Raw genomic sequence first — 18813 nt, forward strand, 5'->3', positions numbered from 1 at the left:
TATTTATTTTAGCACCACGCCTAACACAATTGATGTAATAAAATTTTTTAAATCATATTTTTAGTGTTTTAACGTTCAATATGTTAACCGTTAAAAATAAACACACCTGTATATGCTTGCAGGAAAGCGCTTTACGTCAATTAACAGTTGATATTTCGCTAAAAATTAAACACAATAGCTAAGCTTTTGTTATACAACTTGCTTAACTATGCTAAAACTTAACATTTAATTGCTATGGAAAACCAATCTGGGCAACAACAACCTAAGAAAAACTCAAACGTCATTTATTTTCTTATTGTAGTAGTGCTTGCTTTATTGGGTACCGATGTGTATCTGTACCTGCAAAAAAACAACTCCGATAAAAAAATAGTTTATCAGCATGATGAGCAAACAAGGCTGCAAACCGAGCTTGACAGTCTTGAATCGCAGGTTGAACAGGTCACTGCAGGCAAAGCCAAAATGACCGCCGCGCTAACCGCTAAAAACGACTCGTTAAAGTCGACCATCAAAACTTTAAGGGCCAAACTGGCTAAAGGTAAACTTACCGCGCAGGAACTTGCCAAAGTGCAGGAAGATGTAAAACAACTCCGTTACTTTGTAACCAAGTATACTGCCGATATTGATGAGCTTAAAAAACAAAACACATCGCTCACCAATGAAAGGGACACGTTAAAAACCAACCTTGCTACGGTGGCCAAAAAGGTGGATACGCTCTCCAAACAGAATGAAGATCTCGGTGCTAAGGTTAAAGTGGCCCAGGCGCTCAAGCTGGCAACATCAGATGTGGTGGCCTATAAAATAAAAGGCAGCGGCAAAGAAGTTGATGTTACCCGTGCAAACCCTGCTAAAAAATTAAAGATCAATTTCACCGTGGCCAGCAATACTTTGGCTACAAAAGCTATGCATGACATTTATGTACGTGTGATAGATCCTACCGGTAACCTGATCACCGCACCTGATTCAGGTACTTTCAGTGCCGATGGCCAGGACCTGCAATACACTTACAAAACATCAATTGATTTTAAAGACGATGGCTCGCAATACACCATCGACTGGATCAACCCAACCTTACCATTCCAAAAAGGTACATATACCATTATGCTTTATGCCGATGGCGGTACTATGGGTAAAACAGGTGTAACACTTAAATAATTATTGACACTGATTTTTTTCGAATTAAATCGAATTTCGCGAAATAAAAAGAGAAGCCCGGTTTGCTACAGCAAACCGGGCTTCTCTTTTTTGCTTATACTGTTTTGAAAAACGCTTTAAAATCATGTCATTGCGAGCGCAGCGTGGCAACCGCATGCTATACAGGGCGGCCATGCTTCCGTGCGATTGCCACGCTGCGCTTTCAGCAATGACATCATGGAATTTACATTTTCATCAGCGCCGGGCTTATCCTTAAATAAACCTCAAACCCAACCGGGGCACTGCCGTAAAGCGGTTTTAATGCCGATGGTGAAACGTTGAGTGTAGCCTGCACACCGCCGGTGACATTGGTGTTTTTGAAACTGCTTAAAATATGGTTAACGCCAAGCGTTAATGCGTTTATATTAAAGTTGGGGTTAAGCGGATAGGCATCGTGCATGTCAAGTTCTTCTGCATCTTTCTGCACAAATTCATATCTGCCATAAACCGCTGTTTTGTTAAGCTGGAAAGTATTCTCCAATAAAACAGATGGCTGCGTTTTATGGTTGTCCGAATAATGGTTTTGTCCGTAAACAAGCGTGGTTGCCACGTAGCTATTTTTACCTAACATTTTGGTATGAATGGCCGATGCAGTAAACCTGTTTACATTTTGCGCTGGCTCAGCTTCTTCCGGGCTGTGGATCCATCCGTCGGATACCTGTAGCGCCCATTCTTTGGATGGGTTGTAAGATAATCGGGCCGAATATGAATCGAACCTCATTTTATCGAAATCATAGCGGTGTTCATCCGGCTCACGGCCAGTAAATATCGACCCTTCTAACTTTACATTTTTGATGCGGAAGCCTAATGTTGCCACCCCGAAGGTAATGTGCGTTGCGTCCTGATAATGATGCCCAAGCGGCGCATCCGGATCATTAATGGCCGAAAGCCGGTGCATAAACACCGGCGGACCTAAAGCCGGCTCGCCAGGGTAGCCAAACGAAAGGGAGATATCAGCATCCTTAGCCACACGCTGGGTATAAGCCACGCTTAACTCGGCAAAAAGATCATGGGGGTGCTGCTTGTCAACCAGTTTTTGCCCTTTATATGATTCGCCGGTTTGGTATAGCAGCGGATAGCCGCCATTACCAACCAAAAGCGGATCGAGAGAGAACATGGTATTGATAGAGAACAAGCCATTATTGCCAACCTTTCGCTGAGTCATGAACATGAGCCAGTTAGGTACATCAATCCTGTTGCTTCCTCCCCGATTACCTTTATTAAAAAGGTCCTGGTTATTATAACGGGCAAAGAAACTGCCATGCACCATGCTCATCCACTTTTTGCCGTGGATCATATAGGCATACATTGGCGTTTCGTCCGGCACCCATGAAGTGCCCGAGCCATCACGGTTCATGGGCAGATCGAGCGAGAACTGGCTGGTCATCATCATATGGTGATGCATAGGCGTATCCATTTTCATATCGCTCATGTCCATGCCATCCATAACCATGGGTTTTGTACTGTTCATGCGCAATTTTTTCTTTGTCGTATCGCTCATCTGCATGTCATGATGATGTTGAGCAAATGTGCTAACCCACATCACGGACATGATGATGAACAAAATATATGATTTCATAGCAGAGTAGGGTTAAAGATTAAAAAAGTTGTACTCCAGCCTGATGAGGTACATGTTTTTGGTGTTCCGCTGCATATCATTATAGATAGGTGTGCGGTACGAAAAATCAAGCCGGCAGGTACTGTTGAAGATAAGTTGAAGGGCGGGGGCAACATCCAAATAACTTTCGCCATGCCCTGGATTTGTTTTGCCCAGCAACTCACAATACAGGTTTAAGTTTACCTGCTTGTAGTCGCGATAATTGCGCGGCAGCAGTAAATATCCGCCAGATAGGGTATAGGCAACGGCATTGCGCACCCTATCTACCGGCACTTCATAATCTCCGCTGTTGTTAAAAGCCCGCAAATAACTTGCGGAACCTGAAAGTGCAACTTTGTGCAGCAGCTGGGTGAAAACTACACCGCCTTGCGCACCGCTGTTATCGCCTTCTAAGGTAATTTCCCGGTTCGCTATCGGGTTATTTATATTTGATAGCTTGGCAAAAAATGCTCCCCGAAAATGCTTTTGAACGGTATCAATAGATAGAAAACGGTATTTGGCATACACGCTGCCCCCTTCAAAATGCTGGTTGTTGCTGTAATAATCAGACATGTAAACCGAGCCATGTACCATGAGGTGGCGATTAACGCCATACATGGCTTCAATAGTACTACGGTTTTTATACGTTGGTGTAAAGTATCCCTGGTTTTCAACACGGATGCCCAATGAGTTGGTTGCCATATTGCTGGCAGGCTCTGTATTTACATACAGCTCCTGCGCAAATAATGGGCGAGCCATTGCCATAAGGCAAATAGCCAATATGATCTTCTTCATAAAAATGGTGTTAAATGAAGGACTTATATAGCTAAATGATAAATGCGGCCGCTTGCAGGGGCGGTGTCGGTAACCTGACCAAGGTATTTTTTGGATACTGATTTTGGCGCGAAGCCATTATCAACTACGGTAAAGTTTACATCGCCTGTAAATGATTTATCGGCAGCGTTAAGCAGGCGATAGGTATCGCCACCATAATTGAAAGTATTTTCGGCAACTTTAGTATTGGCAAAGTTAAAAGTGGCTTTTAAGCTGTTTACCGAAAATCCTGACCCCTGAACCTTTTTGCTGATCTGCTCGAAATTTACAGGCACATCATTTTTAAAGGTAATGAGATAGGTATTGCGGATCAGGTCAGTTTTGATTTCGCCAACAAAAGGAAGTGTGCGCAGTGCTTTTTCGGTTGATTTGGCACAAAGGGCACAGGTGAGGCCGCTTACTTGTAGTTCGGCTTTAGTAAATTGAGCTTTAGCTGCGGTTACAGAAAGCGAAAATATGATGATGAATATTTTTAAAGATTTCATGTTGATCGTGTAATTAATTGTTAGATAATAAACTGATGATAAGGTTTACCGGGTTAACAATTAACAGATCAAATGCGGAAGATACAGTTGCGAATAAATGTGGCGATGCCCTGCACAGGTGGATCGGGTGGGCCACGATCGTAAAACTTATCGGATGAAGAGGCTGGTAAGGCCGGAAATAAACTATCAAACGACCAGCTTGGCAGTTCAAAACCAAACATTTTTGCCAAAAATGAAGTAGCTTCTCCCTGGTGGGCATCCTTCACTTTTACTTCAACCTGCTTATCCTTGCAGCATTTCATTTTGCCGCCCTGTTTGTCCATTTTACAGTTAACAGCAGGGGAGTCAATTTTTACAGATGCTACATAATCACCGCAAATATGGAAGTTAAGAGCAAAGCCCAATACTGTAATTGTGTACAGCATAGTGAGTAATATTGCCCCTGACCTTTTTACCATATTACAAAAGTAGGTGATTAACTTGTTGATTACAAAATGTTTTTATCAGTTTGAACAATTCATGACTTAACAAATGTGCAATTAGTGATTTTAGCATATACAAAAAAGCCCCGGCCTTGCGCCGGGGACTTCCTCATTAAACTATTAACTGATCTTATTATTCGTTTTATTATTGGGCAGATTGCTTAGCCTGCTCTTTCATTTTTTCGTTAGCCACGATGGTGATTTCAACCCTCCGGTTTTGCGCACGGCCATCAACGGTGTTGTTATCTGCGATTGGCTCACTTTCACCTTTGCCGGTTACTGTCATGCGTGATGTTGCTACGTTGCCTGCAGCCAGGTATGATTTTACAGCATCAGCCCTTTGTACTGAAAGCGTTTGGTTATAGCTATCAGAGCCAGTATTATCTGTATGCCCAATGATGGTGATGTTGGTTTCGGGGTTCTTTTGCAATGAAGCCGCAAGGTTTTGCAGATTAGTTTGTGCTGCCGGCTTCAAATCTGATTTATTAGTATCAAATAAAATACCTGAATCAAATTTCACCAAAATGCCTTCGCCCTCGCGGGTTACAGTTGCGCCAGGTACCGTTTGTTTAATTTCGGCAGCCTGCCTGTCCATATTACGGCCAATAAAAGCGCCTGCAGTACCACCAACGGCACCGCCTATGATAGCGCCCAAAGCAGTGTTGCCTGCGGCCTTACCAATAAATGCACCTACGGTACCACCGGCACCTGCACCAATGGCGGCACCTTTTTGTGTTTTTGTAAGTGAATTACATCCTGAGCCTAATATGCCTGCTGTTGCTAATGCTATGCCAAGGGTGGCTACTTTTAATTTAAGCGTTCTCATTGTACTTGTATAATTATGTTATACCGTACATTTTACAAAGCAGATGCCAAAGTGGGGTGATGGCAGTTTTAATAATCATATTCTTTAAAGGAACATCGCCTATCAATCACAGCAATATTTTTTTAATGATAAGTAAAGTTAATTTCAATGAAGTAAAGAATGCTGGATTGTATGTGTTTTAAATACTGCCCGGTTTTTAGTACAAAGTAGTCGTAAAATTTTCGATACAGTACAACATGACATGTCTGGTTGTTGTTTTAGGAAACAACAATTAAGGTTGAAGGGATGATAAGTTTAAAGGTGCTCCCCTTATCTTTTTCAGAAATTACTTCAATTTCAATATCGTGAAAGCCTGCAATTGATTTTACGATGGGCAGGCCCAATCCAAAACTATCCTGCTGCAATGACTGCCTGAATTTTTTGAAACGGTTAAATATCAGTGGTATGGCATCTTCGGCAATGCCTATACCTGTATCGGTTATGCTGATCATAAATTTATTATGTACAGCCACACCTGTTACATTAATACTGCCGCCTTCATTATTGTATTTAATGGCATTGTTAATAAGGTTAAAAAACAGGTTGAAAAGTAAAAATTTATTGATATTGACAAAATGCCAGTTATCCGGCACCGACATATCATAATCTATATTTTTATCCTGTAAACGGATAGAGATTTCGTCATAAACGTCTTGCAAAAGTTCCGATACTGAAACCTTATCTTCCTTTAAAAACTGTTCATTCTCTATCTGGGAAATAAGCAGCAATGTTTTGGTGATGCTTTTTAACCGGTTCAGGATCTTTTGCATCTCCAGTAACCTGCCTTTCAGCTCATCATTAATATCCTCCTCTTCAAACATATTCTCAATTTTTGATTGAAGGATGGAGATTGGTGTCATGAGCTCATGCGAGGCGTTTGAGATAAACTCCCTTTCTTTATGAAATTTATCGGCAATGGTCTCGATCATATTATGGATACTAATATCCAAATGTTGAAAATCAGATGTGGTGGTTCGTACCTGCCGGTAAGTATGAAAATTCGGGAATTTTTGACCTACAAGTTTGGTTTTGATAATAAGCCGCAGGGGTTTAAGCACGTAAGTTGAATACACCTGGTCGGCCAATACTGTAAGCAAGATCATGCCCAGTAGTACCTGGAAAGCTATATTTTGCAGCGGAACGCTGGTCTCGTCTAATGTATCTACGCTTTTGCCTATCTCAAGCAGGTAGTTTTTGTTTTTAACCTTAAAAGTGTGGCTCAATATACGGTACTCTAAAGTATCGCCCTCGCTAAAAAGCCGCTTGCCTCTTTTTATCGTGTCGAGAAAGTAATCAGGGTCAACCTCGTCTAAGCTGATGTACTCTTCCTTAAGCGGGAGGTAGCTACCATAAGCTTCTCCGTTTTCGATATAAGTTTCAATGCCTTTGCTTTTTACAATTTGAAGCAGCTTGTTCTTTTGCTTGATAAGTTTACTATCAACATAATTTCGACTGATGTTTTTGATCAATACAGGAACAAGCAATACAAACAGTATCACGATTACCAGCTTGGAGATGGCGTTGAAAAGCGTAAGTTTTGTTCCTAATTTCAAATACTCAGGCGTTGATCTTTATTTTATAGCCCAAACCACGTACCGTTTCCAGCCAATCGGGTGGGGCATACGCATTTAATTTTTTGCGGATGTTTTTTATATGTGCGTCAATATAATTGCTATCGTAATCATTATTTACCACACTTCCCCAAATGTGCTCGCTGAGTTGCATACGGGTAAGCGTACGGTTTTTATGTAATATCAAATAGGCTATAAGGTCAAACTCTTTTTTGGTGATGGTATTAACAACGCTGTTATAATAGGATATAGTGCGTGCCGTAAGATCGATCAGGAAACCACCCAACTCAATAATGTTGTTTTTAACCCCAAACTTGCGCCTGATGATAGCCTGCATACGGCTTTGCAATTCAAGCAGTGAGAAAGGTTTGGGCAGATAGTCATCGGCACCGAGGTCAAGGCCTTTGATCCGGTCGTTGATCTCTGCGCGGGCGGTGAGTATGATGCAAGCTGCTTCCGAATTAGTTTTTTTTGATTCCCGGAGTAGGTCGAGGCCATCATAATCAGGCAAACCAAGGTCTATCAGTATGAAATCATACAGGTTGGTGGCAATTTTTTCGGAAGCCGAAGCACCATCAAAACAAACTTCGCAGATGTAGTTATAGTTTGAAAGAAAAATCTCCAGTTCGTGGGCAAGGGCTGTTTCGTCTTCTATTATTAAAACATTCATGTATTATGGTTAATAAAAAACGTAATAAAAAGTTAAGTTATAAAATGATTCGCGACGGTTAAGTAGTACCCCTTCTACGTTAACCGGGATTGAATATTTGTATGAAAATTCAAACGTATAATGCGGCCGGTTGTAAGCCACCGGAATTTTAAAGCTATAATTAAGCATGTTGAACCTGCGGTTACGGCTTGCATAACGCGGGTCATACTGGATAGAAATATTCGCAGCCTCATCCCTGAAATGATGATCAAGCGAATAACGCTGAACAAAGTTTTGTGTACCCAGGATGAAATTGAATGATGGATTAAAGGAAAGAAAATCCTGATCGTCAAAAATACTCCAGCTGCTTTCCCAGTATTTAGAATTGCTGATAGTTAAAAAGATATCGTTCGATTTACCAAAAAGATAATCAAGCACGGCACTCGTTTTCAGATATTTCCAATCATACGAGTTTTTAAAGTTGATATCGTTAGATGATGCCGACTTAATAACCTGTGCAGCATCCCGTGCAAAAAAGAACCGGGTATAGCTTGCGGAGCCCGAAAAAGCCTTTGAAAATTTATAAAAATAGCCTCCCCCTAAATCAACCTCATCAACAGGTGCATAGCCCAAAACCTTAAATGCCGAACCATATAAAAAAATGCCTGATTTGGTATTGTAGATCAGGTCGGCGGTAACAAAGGGATATTTTATAGGGCCGGTACGACCAAAAAACAGCACATCGCTGCCATAACTTACCCCGGCCGAAACAGACCGTTTACGAATAATGGTATCAGAATCGGCAACTAAAGAATGCTTACCGGCAAAAAGGCGCAAATCGGTATCCCCGGCAAAGGCGGTACCGGCTGCAGCCATAAAAAGAAGTAAGCAAAGGTGTTTCATCAATATATTTAACTGTTTAACCTGTTTAATTACCATTTCTCCTTGGTATTTCGGGTGGGCGCTCCATCCCCTCGGGGCGCCGCTGCCTTTTTGGCTTAGGCTTGGGCGGTACAGCATCATCATCAACAGTAGCTGGTTTGGCCTGCCGTTTTGCTTTGGCTATTTCTTTGATCTTTTTCTTTTCGTCCTCCTGTTGCTTTTTTGTTTTGGTAGTGTCGGTCGCTAATGAAGTATACGACACGATAGCCGGCATTTTGTTACCGGTATAAGCATGTGCATCAATGTTTTTTGTAAGGGCATTGGCAGATGATATACGTGTTGCAAATATCAATAACAGGACAATATACGCAAACCACTTTATCATTTAGAAGAGGAAAAAGTAAAAATAAGGCTCAAATAACTGTTAATTTAAATGTTTACACCAAAATGAGAAAGGTACAATAATAACAATTCAATTGCAGGGGCACTTGTAAAAATGCCGATGCAATTGAATAATAACAGATCACAATTATGATGAAAGGTTTATGAAATAACTTTAATTACTGAAAATTAAAGAACTATATCTTTTGATGGATAAACCCTGTTTTGATCATCGATGATAACACAGGCAACCTGGTTAAGCTGATTGATCATGTATAGGCCGGCATTTACACCTATGGTGAGTATTGGTGTAGCCAAAGCATCGGCAAATTCGGCAGTAGGGCTCAGGATACTTGCACTTGTAATACCACTAACCGGGAAGCCTTTTTTAGGGTTAAATACGTTTGTGAATTTTTTATTGCTGATGCTTGCATATTTTTCGGCATTAACTGAAGTAGCAAAAGCAAGATTGCTGATCTCTAAATCGGCAAATGGCTGGTTTTGCTGTGTGCTGTCGGCATCGGCAACAGTCCATGGCTGCAGATTAGGTTGTAAGCCCCATGCAAGCAGGTCGCCGCCAAAATTGATCACGCCACTGCTTACACCGTTCAGTTGTAATACATATTTTGCCCTGTCGGCAGCATACCCTTTGCCGTTGGCGCCAAATCCAATGCGCATTCCTTTTTCTTTCAGAAACACAGTTTGGTTAACAGCGTCAAGTACAATGTTTTTATAGCTGGCAAGTGATAGCGTACGTTTTGTGGTTTTTACCGAAGTAGCTTCAACGTCGTTTTCGTTAGTTGCGCTATCTGCAAGGTAGGTAATATCAAAAGCACCGTAGGTAAGCTCTGCTATTTGCAAAGCCCTGTCAATAAGCCTGAAAGTTTCACCGTCGGCTTTTACCGGGGCAATGCCGGCGTTGCGGTTTATCTGGTTGATGCTGCTGTCATCGCTAAATGCCGAAAGCAGTTTTTCAACCCTGTTAATTTCATCAATGGCAATGTCAATTTGCTCATCGGCCAGCAGCGGGTTATTACCCACTACACTAATCTCAAATTTGTCGCCCATTAAACGCAAATTACGTTTGTAGACTGTTAAATTATCGGTTAAAGTTTTTATAGCCAGCATAATAATTGTCTTTTAAGTATCTAAAAATGAACACGAAATGTATTGTAATGTACCTTACGAGTGACAGGTCAATTACGCTACATCAATCCTTTACAAAAACTAAAGTACCGGCGCTTTATGAAATTGAGATGAAAAAGACCTTTTTATTAATGTAATTAATTGATTTTGACATTTTTTAACACTTAAATGATAAAAAAGGTTAAATGAACAAAAACGCCAGGCGGAAGAAGCTGTATTGAGGCTGGTAACCTATAAGATTGTCCTCTATTAGACAGTATTAAAAAACAAAAAGGTGTCATTGCTTCTTGCCTTATAATGACGTGATTGTAAGCTGTTGATTGTTAAGTGTGTATTTCTGGTCGATTTTATACCATGGGCGTTGCCTGCGGCCCGGGCTTTCCGTTACAAGTCCTCGCCTTTCCTACCCGCAATCTCTACACTCGCTGTGGGCTTTTCACTGCAATCCCTAACGCGGCCTGCACACTATCGCTATTATATAGTATATGCCACTAAGCTTTTTCAGGATTTCACTGATAATTATCCGCAGTGAACCGGTTCGTTAAGCTATTTTTTATAAAAAACAAACGCCCATAGCCCGGTAAAAACCAGGCTGGGCGCATCAATAATTTGAGTAAAAATTTATTCCAGCGTTATTTGCCTCCTGATGCTTTCTTCAAGCGAGATAAAGGTTTCGGTACGTTGAATGCCTCTTACACCCTGAATCTGCTCGTTCAAAACTTCGCGCAGGTGAGTAGTATCATGACATACAATTTTGGCAAAAATGCTCCATTCGCCTGTAGTGTAATGCAGTTCAACAATTTCTTTAATTGTTTTTAACTGCTTTACAGCTTCATTATACTGTGATCCTTTTTCGAGGTAAATACCCAGGAATGCAGTGATGTCATATCCTAACTTTTGTGGATCAACCTCAAGACTGGCACCTTTTATTACACCCATCTCCTCTAACTTTTTCATCCGCACGTGTATGGTTCCGCCAGAAACAATCAACTCTTTAGCTATCTCGGTGTACGGAGTGGTAGCATTTTTCATTAATATTGATAAAATCTGGATATCAAGATTATCAATTTCTAAATTTTGAGCTTTTCTGTGGGACATAAATTTGAATATCTATATTGAAATACAAGTTTAATTAAAATTCGATTAAAAATAAAATATTTTTGTTGAAATATTTGCAAGAAATAGATAGTCCTATTAAATTTGTATCAAGCAAAAGGGAAATGCTTACCTGTTCTTTAAACGAAAAACAATGTTGGGTGGTGAAATTTTTGGCAGACACACCTCCTTGTCCCGGTGGCGGAGATTATGGAAAACCCGTAAGGGCTAACCACTCTGTGAAGGTTCGAATCCTTCCCCAACAGCAAGTTTAAGTACAAAGTCAGAAGTCCTTAAGTCAAAAGACTTGGAACTTCAGACTAACGACTTAAGACTTACAATACTGTAGGATGGTGAAATTTTTGGCAGACACACCTCCTTGTCGCGGTGGCGGAGATCTTGGGAAACTTTTAGCAATAAAAATAACCACTCCGTGAAGGTTCGACTCCTTCTCCTACAGCTCTTCTCATAATTTAGGTTTATAATTGGTTAGTAAAGGCCCCTGCCCATCAGGGGCTTTGCTGTTTTTAAGGGTTTTGTATAGCCAAAACAACAGCCGGAAATAACGTAAATTAGCATACCAGACCAAATTTCATGACACCATCCGACTATATTCAAGAACAAGCTGAAGAAAGGCAGGAGCTTTTAACAAGCCTTCATCATTTAATTACCGGCAATGATGATTCAGTTGTACCGGCCGTTGAAAGCATGATGGGCAAGCAAATGATCCTTTATAAAGAAAGAGGTTACATGAAATATGGGCTCGCTGCTGTGAAAGCTTACATGTCGCTTCATTGTATCTCTATTTATATGAACCCGGCGCTGCATGCTAAATATGTCGCATTACTCCCCTCAGCTAAATTCCAAAAAGGTTGCATCAACTTCAATAATTCCAGCGAAATCCCTCTTGAAATAATTTCAGCACTGATTGCCGATTGCTCAACTATAAGTATTGCTGATATGCTCGAAAACGGCAAGCGAAAATAAGCTGCACCATACATGAAATCAGCCAAAACCGTCAAAATTACAGTAATAATAATGTGTCATTTTTACACATTGTGTCTTGTTTCGTAAATATTTAGTTATAAATTTGGTAGGTAGCAATTTATTGCAATCGATTGAGTAACTTGCTGCCCAAACCCTAAATTCACCAATAACCAAAACCAAATTAACCCAAAACCCACAATAAGCCGATATGAAAAAAATCGTCCTGATGGTGCTTGTGGCAATTAGCTGCATTTACTTATCCTGTAACAAAACACGCCCCAATAAACCGCGGGTACTTATCTTTTCAAAAACCATGGGCTTTCACCATGCATCTATCGACGCCGGTATAGTAGCCATTAAAAAACTCGGCGAAGAGAATGGTTTTGATGTGGATACCACAAAAAACTCGGCCATGTTTAATGAAGATACTTTAAAAAAATACTCAACAGTTATTTTTTTAAGTACCACCGCCGATGTGCTTGATTACAGGCAGGAAGCCGCTTTTGAACGTTACATACAAGCCGGAGGCGGTTTTGTGGGTATTCACGCGGCGGCCGATACCGAATACGATTGGGGCTGGTACGGCCGTTTGGTTGGCGCCTGGTTTTATGACCATCCGGGTATTCATGATAAAAACCCTAACGTACAGCCGGGTACCTATAATATAGTTGATGCCAATAACGATGCTACTAAAGATTTACCCAAAGTATGGAAACGTACTGACGAGTTTTACAGCTTCCGCAAACCATTGGCCAGCGATATACACGTATTGATAACCCTTGACGAAAGTACTTATAAAGGTGGTAAGCGAATGGGCATGCACCCGGCTACCTGGTTCCATGATTTTGACGGCGGTCGTGCATTTTACACCGCAATGGGCCATACCGACGAAAGTTACAAAGAAGCCGGCTATCTGAAAATGCTGCTTGCCGGCATTAAATACGCCATAGGCGATAATAAAGAACTGGACTATGGCAAAGCCAAAACCCAGCTGCCACCAGACGAAGACCGTTTCAAGAAAACACAATTATCAACAGGTGAGTTTTTTGAGCCTACTGAGATGACCATATTGCCGAACCTCGACATTATGGTAATTCAACGCCGCGGTGAGATCATGCTGTACAAGCACGATACCCAAAAAGTAAAACAGGTTGGTTTTTTTGATGTGTACTGGAAAGCCCACGTGCCTAACGTAAATGCCGAAGAGGGGATGCTTGGTTTGGCTAAAGACCCTGAATTTGCAAAAAATAACTGGATCTATATATACTATAGTCCTGCCGATAGTTCGGTAAACCGCCTTTCGAGGTTTACCTTCAAAAACGACACATTGGATAAAAAAACCGAAAAAGTTATTTTGGAAGTAAAAGCGCAGCGCGATATCTGCTGCCATACAGGTGGCTCGATAGCCTTTGGGCCGGGGCCTGATAAAACCCTGTTCTTCTCTGCTGGCGATAACTCAACGCCGTTTGATGAAAAAGGACAAAAATATGTAAGCAGTGGTTATGCTCCGTTGGATGACCGGCCAGGTCATTTGCAGTATGATGCCCGCCGCTCGGCAGGTAACACCAATGACCTGCGCGGTAAAATTATGCGCATTAATCTTAAGGATGACGGTACATATGAAATTCCGGAAGGCAACCTGTTCCCGAAAGGCACCCCAAAAACCCGTCCTGAAATTTATGTAATGGGCGACAGGAACCCATACCGCATTTCGGTTGACCAGAAAAATGGCTACCTGTACTGGGGCGAAGTAGGCCCGGATGCGCATAATGATAGTTTAGATAACCGCGGCCCAATGGGTTATGATGAAGTTAACCAGGCTAAAAAAGCGGGTAACTTTGGCTGGCCATACTTTGTAGGCGATAACAAGCCATACCACCTTTATGATTATGCCACAGGCAAATCGGGCCCGGCTTTTGATCCTAAACACCCGGTTAATAATTCGCGGAACAATACCGGCTTAACCGATCTGCCGCCGGCACAACCGGCATTTATCTGGTACCCTTATGGCCCATCTGCCGATTTCCCGCAGGTTGGTACAGGTGGTCGTAACGCTATGGCTGGTCCGGTTTATTATACCGATATGTTCCCTGAAGAAACCCGCCTGCCTGATTATTATAATGGCAAGTTTTTAGCATACGACTGGATGCGTGGCTGGATAAAAGCTGTAAGCCTAACTCCTGAAGGTGATTTTGATAAAATGGAACCTTTCTTCCCAAAACTGAAGGTAAACTCCATGATTGATATGGAGGTTGGCCCGGATGGCAGGCTTTATGGTTTGGAGTATGGCAGTGGCTGGTTTTCACATAATCCCGATGCAGGTCTGTTCCGCATTGACTATATCGCCGGAAACCGTCCTCCCGAAATTTCATCTTTCAAGGCTGATAAAACATCGGGTGTATTGCCGTTTACTGTTAAGCTGACTGCTAAAGCCACCGATCCGGAAAAAGATAATATTTCTTACACCTGGAATCTGGGCAATGGTGTAACTAAAGAAACAACCACACCATCGCTTAGCTATACTTATACAACAGTTGGTGATTACAAAATTACTGTTGAAGCAAAAGACGATAAAGGTGCAGCAAGCAAAAGCGCACCGGTTAGTGTTTATGCAGGCAACGAGCAACCAACTGTTAGCATCAATATAAGCGGCGGCAATAAGTCATTCTATCTGCCGGGCGTACCGTTCAAATATGCTGTTAACGTAACTGATGGCCCGGATACCAAAAAAGTTGATCCGAAACGTATTTATGTAGCACTTGATTATATTGAAGGCTTCGACAAGGCGCAATCAGCGGCTCAGCATGAACAAGGCGAGCCTGAAAACCGCGGTAAAACACTCATGCTAACTATGGATTGCAAAAGCTGCCATAAGGAAGATGGCAAATCAATAGGTCCGTCATTTGTACAGGTTGCTGCCAAATACAAAAAAGACCCTAACGCTATGGCCAAGCTTACCCAAAAGGTAATCAAAGGCGGCGCAGGTGTTTGGGGTGAAACTGCAATGTCTGCCCATCCAAATATCAAACAGGGCGACCTTGATCAGATCATTAACTGGGTGCTTTCGCTTGATAACAGTGATCAAAAGCCATCACTGGCCTCATCGGGTACTATTTTGCCTGCTCCGCCCGAAAAGCAACAGTCGGCAGCGCTGGTATTATCGGCTAAATACACTGATGATGGCGGCAATGATATTAAGAAATTAACCGGAAGCAGCATTGTATCATTAAACAGTAGTACCTATCAATTTAAAGGCACCGAAAAATTCAACGGGTTTACCGCCTTTAAATACAATGGCATGAACCTGATGATCTATCCGGGTACCGACGGCTGGTTTGAACTGGAGAATATCGATTTAACAGGCGTACGCTCTATCAACCTAACCAATTTCTGGCAGGCGCCACCAACCGCTCCGCTTAATTTTGAGTTGAGGCTTGATTCGGAAACAGGCGCTGTTGTTGGTAAAGGCAGTATGCCGGTACCGGCTAAGGATGCTAAGGGCGGCGCTGTTCACCTGGTGCTTACACCGGTAACGGATGGCCAAATGCATAAGCTGTTCTTTGTGTACAAACCGGCAAGTAAAGCGGCTATGACAGCCGGTGTAACGTCGGTAGTGTTTAGCGCGAAGTAGCCCTAAATATGTCATTGCGAGGAGGAACGACGAAGCAACTGCACGGAGGCTAAGCGGCCCTGTAAAGCATGCGATTGCCACGCTATCGCTCGCAATGACATTTTTTAAAAGACAGAGCGATATTATACAAGAACGGCCCGGCAGGTTAACCTGCCGGGCCGTTCTTGTATTCCCCAAAGTTCGTGTCCGCACGAACTTCAAGCTTAAAAAATCTTAAAGCCTACACTCAGCGCCCAAAGGTTTTGACGCTTGGCAAAGCTATCACTTACCTTGGTTAGGCCACCTTCATAGCGTAAATCGGCAGTAATAGAGCCGATATCAACACCGGCACCGGCCTGGAAGCCAAGGTTGCTCTTATTAAAGTCATTCGCGGCATTGCTGATATTATTGCCAAGACTGGTGCTTTGATCAAGCGTGTAGGTATAAATAGGTCCGGCCATAATACGGAAGTTCAAATCCTTTTCGCCGAATGATTTACCCACTAATAATGGCATATTCAAATTAGTGAACCTTACCTTACCACTAAAAGCGGTATTGTTATCATTTGATTCAAACTTACCGCCTGTACCGCTCAGGTAAAGCTCTGGCTGTAAATAAACGCTGTTACCTACACGGGCGAATAACCCGGCTTGGTAACCGGTGAGGTTTTTGTCACTAAAGTTATCGGAGCCAATTTTTGAAAAGTTGACACCTCCTTTTACGCCTAATGAAAATTGTGCTTTGGCACTGATGCTTACAGCTATCAGTAATACTGCACTTAATAGATACTTTTTCATGATTTTCGATGTTAAATGTAAAGCCATAAACGCACGCTATCCTTTAAATTGTATACGGCTTTACGCTATTAATTTATTTTGGTTTATAACCTGGCCCATATTTGAGCCGTATTATACATTATCAATACCTGAGCCAAACATTTAAACATAGCAACTTGGTATTTTTTATATTTTTGCTGAAAATAAATTGAACATGGCTGAAATCAGTATTACAAACAAGGACTGGGAACGCGTAAAAATTAAAATTCAACGTAAATACAACCATCTTACAGACGAACAGTTGAAATACAGTGAAGGACAGGAAGAAAGCCTGATTACCAAACTAATGGACCTTGTTAACCGCGATCGCGCATACGTGGTTTTTACCTTAAAAAAGGCCTTGGTTAATATTGATACTAACCGACTGTAAAATAGACACTACGGTTATACAAACTGGAAAGCTTTTTTGTATTTTTATTTTTTTCGAGGATAAATGATGAAACAGGGGTTAGTGTTCAAAAAAGGATACAAAAAGGCTGGCTTATTTGCAGGTATTGCATTATTAGCTGCGGGCATAGTTGGTTTTAATGACGACCTGTTCCAGATTTCGAAGAACCTTGATGTTTTCGCTTCTGTGTATAAAGAGGTTAACATCAATTATGTTGACGATATCAATTCGGCCAAGTTGGTTAAAACCGGTGTTGATGCCATGCTCGATGGCCTTGACCCTTATACAGAGTTTGTACCCGAATCAGAAATAGAAGACTATAAGCTTCATTATGTAAGTACCCAGTATGGCGGCATTGGCGCCAGTATCTTTGTACGTAATAACAAAGTATTTGTATCTGAGGTTTTTGCAGGCTTCCCGGCTCAAAAAGGAGATGTTCACCCCGGCGATCAGCTCTTGAAGATCAACGATGTTGACCTGACCGGTAAAGATAACGACCAGGTAAGCCAGTTGCTCAAAGGATCAAAGGGAGCAGTCATAAAACTCTTCATCAAACGGGATAACACACCTCAGCCTTTTGAGAAGAGTTTGGTCCGCGACGAGATCAAGCAACCCAACGTATCTTATTATGGGATGGTTGATGGCAATATGGGCTATATCAAGCTGGATAAGTTCCTCGAAAATTCAGCTGCTGAAGTTACTACTGCACTTACCGAACTGAAAAAGAAAAATCCTAACGGTATTATTCTCGACCTGCGCTCAAATGGCGGTGGCATATTGCAGGAAGCCGTTAAAATAGTGAACCTTTTTGTGCAGAAAGATGTAGAGATCGTATCGCAAAAAGGGAAGATAAAAGAAAAGAACTTTACTTACAGTACCATCAGCGCACCACTCGAACCTGATTTGCCTTTAGTGGTGCTGGTTAACAGCCATTCAGCATCGGCAAGTGAAATTGTTGCCGGTTCATTGCAAGATCTTGATCGTGCGGTGATTATTGGGCAACGCAGTTATGGTAAAGGCTTGGTGCAGCAAACGTTTAATTTGCCGTACAATAGCCTCGTAAAAATCACTATCGCAAAATATTATGTGCCATCGGGCCGTTGCATCCAGGAGCTGGATTACACTCATCGTAAAGATGATGGCAGCGTGGTAAAAGTGGCCGATTCGCTTATCCACGAATTTAAAACGAAGAATGGTCGCTCTGTTTATGACGGCAGTGGTATCTATCCCGACCTGTTTATTAAACAGGAGAAATTTGCCAACGTTACCCAGGCACTGGTAGGCAAGCTGTTGATATTTGACTATGCTACCGTTTATCGCGACAAGCATAATAAAATTGCCGATGCGCGTTCGTTTACCCTGTCGGATGGCGAGTACAATGATTTTATAAAATACCTGGCCGATAAAAACTACAGCTACACCACTACTACAGAAAAACTATTAACCCGCTTAAAGGTTGAAGCCACCAAGGATAAGCAGTTTAACGATATCCAGGGCGAATACGAAGGTTTGAAAACCAAACTAATGGCCAGCAAAAAGAATGACCTTGTCCAGCACAAAGACGAGATAAAACAAGTGCTGGAGAACGAGATCGCTTCACGTTATTACTACGAAAAAGGCCGTTACGAAACCAACTTTAAATACGATAAAGAACTTGCCCAGGCCGTAAAAACCATGCAGGATAAGGCCCAGCTGGCATCCATTCTTAAAGGTGAAGGCAGCTATAAAGTTATTGGTAAACCCGTACTTGCGATGGCCGGTAAAAAAGCTGTTGATAAAGACAGTGACGACGAATAGCTTGAATATCAATTAGT

General features: G+C 41.9%; 17 protein-coding genes and 1 tRNA gene. 6 read left to right on the forward strand and 12 right to left on the reverse strand.

Annotated features, from left to right (window positions below):
- Positions 1-234 precede the first annotated feature (234 nt).
- The gene (locus BMX50_RS23490) at positions 235-1152 is read left to right on the forward strand and encodes a hypothetical protein (RefSeq protein ID WP_091215020.1); all 918 of its coding nucleotides are present in this window, start codon (positions 235-237) and stop codon (positions 1150-1152) included.
- Between the two features lie 223 nt (positions 1153-1375).
- On the opposite strand, the gene BMX50_RS23495 is transcribed toward BMX50_RS23490, so the two are convergent.
- The 11 genes from BMX50_RS23495 to BMX50_RS23545 form a co-directional block, all read right to left on the reverse strand.
- Positions 1376-2770: a hypothetical protein gene (locus BMX50_RS23495; RefSeq protein ID WP_091215024.1), complete on the reverse strand. Its 1395-nt coding sequence runs from the start codon at positions 2768-2770 to the stop codon at positions 1376-1378.
- A gap of 12 nt (positions 2771-2782) precedes the next feature.
- Complete coding sequence (locus BMX50_RS23500) at positions 2783-3583, reverse strand: hypothetical protein (protein ID WP_143065245.1); 801 nt, start codon at positions 3581-3583, stop codon at positions 2783-2785.
- A gap of 23 nt (positions 3584-3606) precedes the next feature.
- Entirely contained in the window at positions 3607-4107 is a 501-nt protein-coding gene (locus BMX50_RS23505; RefSeq protein ID WP_091215032.1) for a heavy-metal-associated domain-containing protein, read from the reverse strand.
- 68 nt (positions 4108-4175) lie between these two features.
- On the reverse strand, positions 4176-4565 hold the full coding sequence (locus BMX50_RS23510; RefSeq protein WP_091215036.1) for an HYC_CC_PP family protein: 390 nt from the start codon (positions 4563-4565) through the stop codon (positions 4176-4178).
- A 169-nt stretch (positions 4566-4734) separates the two neighbouring features.
- Positions 4735-5415, reverse strand: coding sequence for a YiaD family glycine zipper/OmpA-like lipoprotein (locus BMX50_RS23515; RefSeq protein WP_091215039.1), 681 nt, complete (start codon positions 5413-5415; stop codon positions 4735-4737).
- A 257-nt stretch (positions 5416-5672) separates the two neighbouring features.
- Complete coding sequence (locus tag BMX50_RS23520; protein ID WP_091215042.1) at positions 5673-7007, reverse strand: sensor histidine kinase; 1335 nt, start codon at positions 7005-7007, stop codon at positions 5673-5675.
- Positions 7008-7011: 4 nt separating this feature from the next.
- A complete protein-coding gene (locus BMX50_RS23525) occupies positions 7012-7695 on the reverse strand; it encodes a response regulator transcription factor (protein WP_091215045.1) in 684 nt (227 codons plus the stop codon).
- 9 nt (positions 7696-7704) lie between these two features.
- Entirely contained in the window at positions 7705-8577 is an 873-nt protein-coding gene (locus tag BMX50_RS23530; RefSeq protein ID WP_143065246.1) for a hypothetical protein, read from the reverse strand.
- Positions 8578-8602: 25 nt separating this feature from the next.
- Positions 8603-8941, reverse strand: coding sequence for a hypothetical protein (locus BMX50_RS23535; protein ID WP_091215051.1), 339 nt, complete (start codon positions 8939-8941; stop codon positions 8603-8605).
- A 185-nt stretch (positions 8942-9126) separates the two neighbouring features.
- The gene (locus BMX50_RS23540; RefSeq protein WP_091215054.1) at positions 9127-10065 is read right to left on the reverse strand and encodes an FAD:protein FMN transferase; all 939 of its coding nucleotides are present in this window, start codon (positions 10063-10065) and stop codon (positions 9127-9129) included.
- A gap of 639 nt (positions 10066-10704) precedes the next feature.
- Positions 10705-11181 carry an Lrp/AsnC ligand binding domain-containing protein gene (locus tag BMX50_RS23545; protein ID WP_090532141.1) on the reverse strand — a complete coding sequence of 159 codons (477 nt, stop codon included), beginning with the start codon at positions 11179-11181 and terminating at the stop codon, positions 10705-10707.
- Positions 11182-11333: 152 nt separating this feature from the next.
- Between BMX50_RS23545 and BMX50_RS34635 the strand changes: the two genes are divergently transcribed.
- The 3 genes from BMX50_RS34635 (at position 11334) to BMX50_RS23555 (ending at position 15796) form a co-directional block, all read left to right on the forward strand.
- Positions 11334-11444 (forward strand) — tRNA-Asp (locus tag BMX50_RS34635).
- Positions 11445-11772: 328 nt separating this feature from the next.
- Positions 11773-12165 carry a DUF1801 domain-containing protein gene (locus tag BMX50_RS23550; RefSeq protein WP_091215057.1) on the forward strand — a complete coding sequence of 131 codons (393 nt, stop codon included), beginning with the start codon at positions 11773-11775 and terminating at the stop codon, positions 12163-12165.
- 208 nt (positions 12166-12373) lie between these two features.
- Entirely contained in the window at positions 12374-15796 is a 3423-nt protein-coding gene (locus BMX50_RS23555) for a ThuA domain-containing protein (RefSeq protein ID WP_091215164.1), read from the forward strand.
- A 203-nt stretch (positions 15797-15999) separates the two neighbouring features.
- On the opposite strand, the gene BMX50_RS23560 is transcribed toward BMX50_RS23555, so the two are convergent.
- Positions 16000-16572, reverse strand: a complete 573-nt coding sequence (locus BMX50_RS23560) for a porin family protein (RefSeq protein ID WP_091215167.1) — start codon at positions 16570-16572, stop codon at positions 16000-16002.
- A gap of 193 nt (positions 16573-16765) precedes the next feature.
- Between BMX50_RS23560 and BMX50_RS23565 the strand changes: the two genes are divergently transcribed.
- Together BMX50_RS23565 and BMX50_RS23570 are read left to right on the forward strand one after the other, a co-directional pair.
- Positions 16766-16981, forward strand: a complete 216-nt coding sequence (locus BMX50_RS23565) for a hypothetical protein (protein WP_091215171.1) — start codon at positions 16766-16768, stop codon at positions 16979-16981.
- Positions 16982-17062: 81 nt separating this feature from the next.
- A complete protein-coding gene (locus BMX50_RS23570; RefSeq protein ID WP_317040904.1) occupies positions 17063-18796 on the forward strand; it encodes a S41 family peptidase in 1734 nt (577 codons plus the stop codon).
- Positions 18797-18813: the final 17 nt, after the last annotated feature.

Source organism: Mucilaginibacter gossypiicola (assembly GCF_900110105.1).
GTDB lineage: Bacteria > Bacteroidota > Bacteroidia > Sphingobacteriales > Sphingobacteriaceae > Mucilaginibacter > Mucilaginibacter gossypiicola.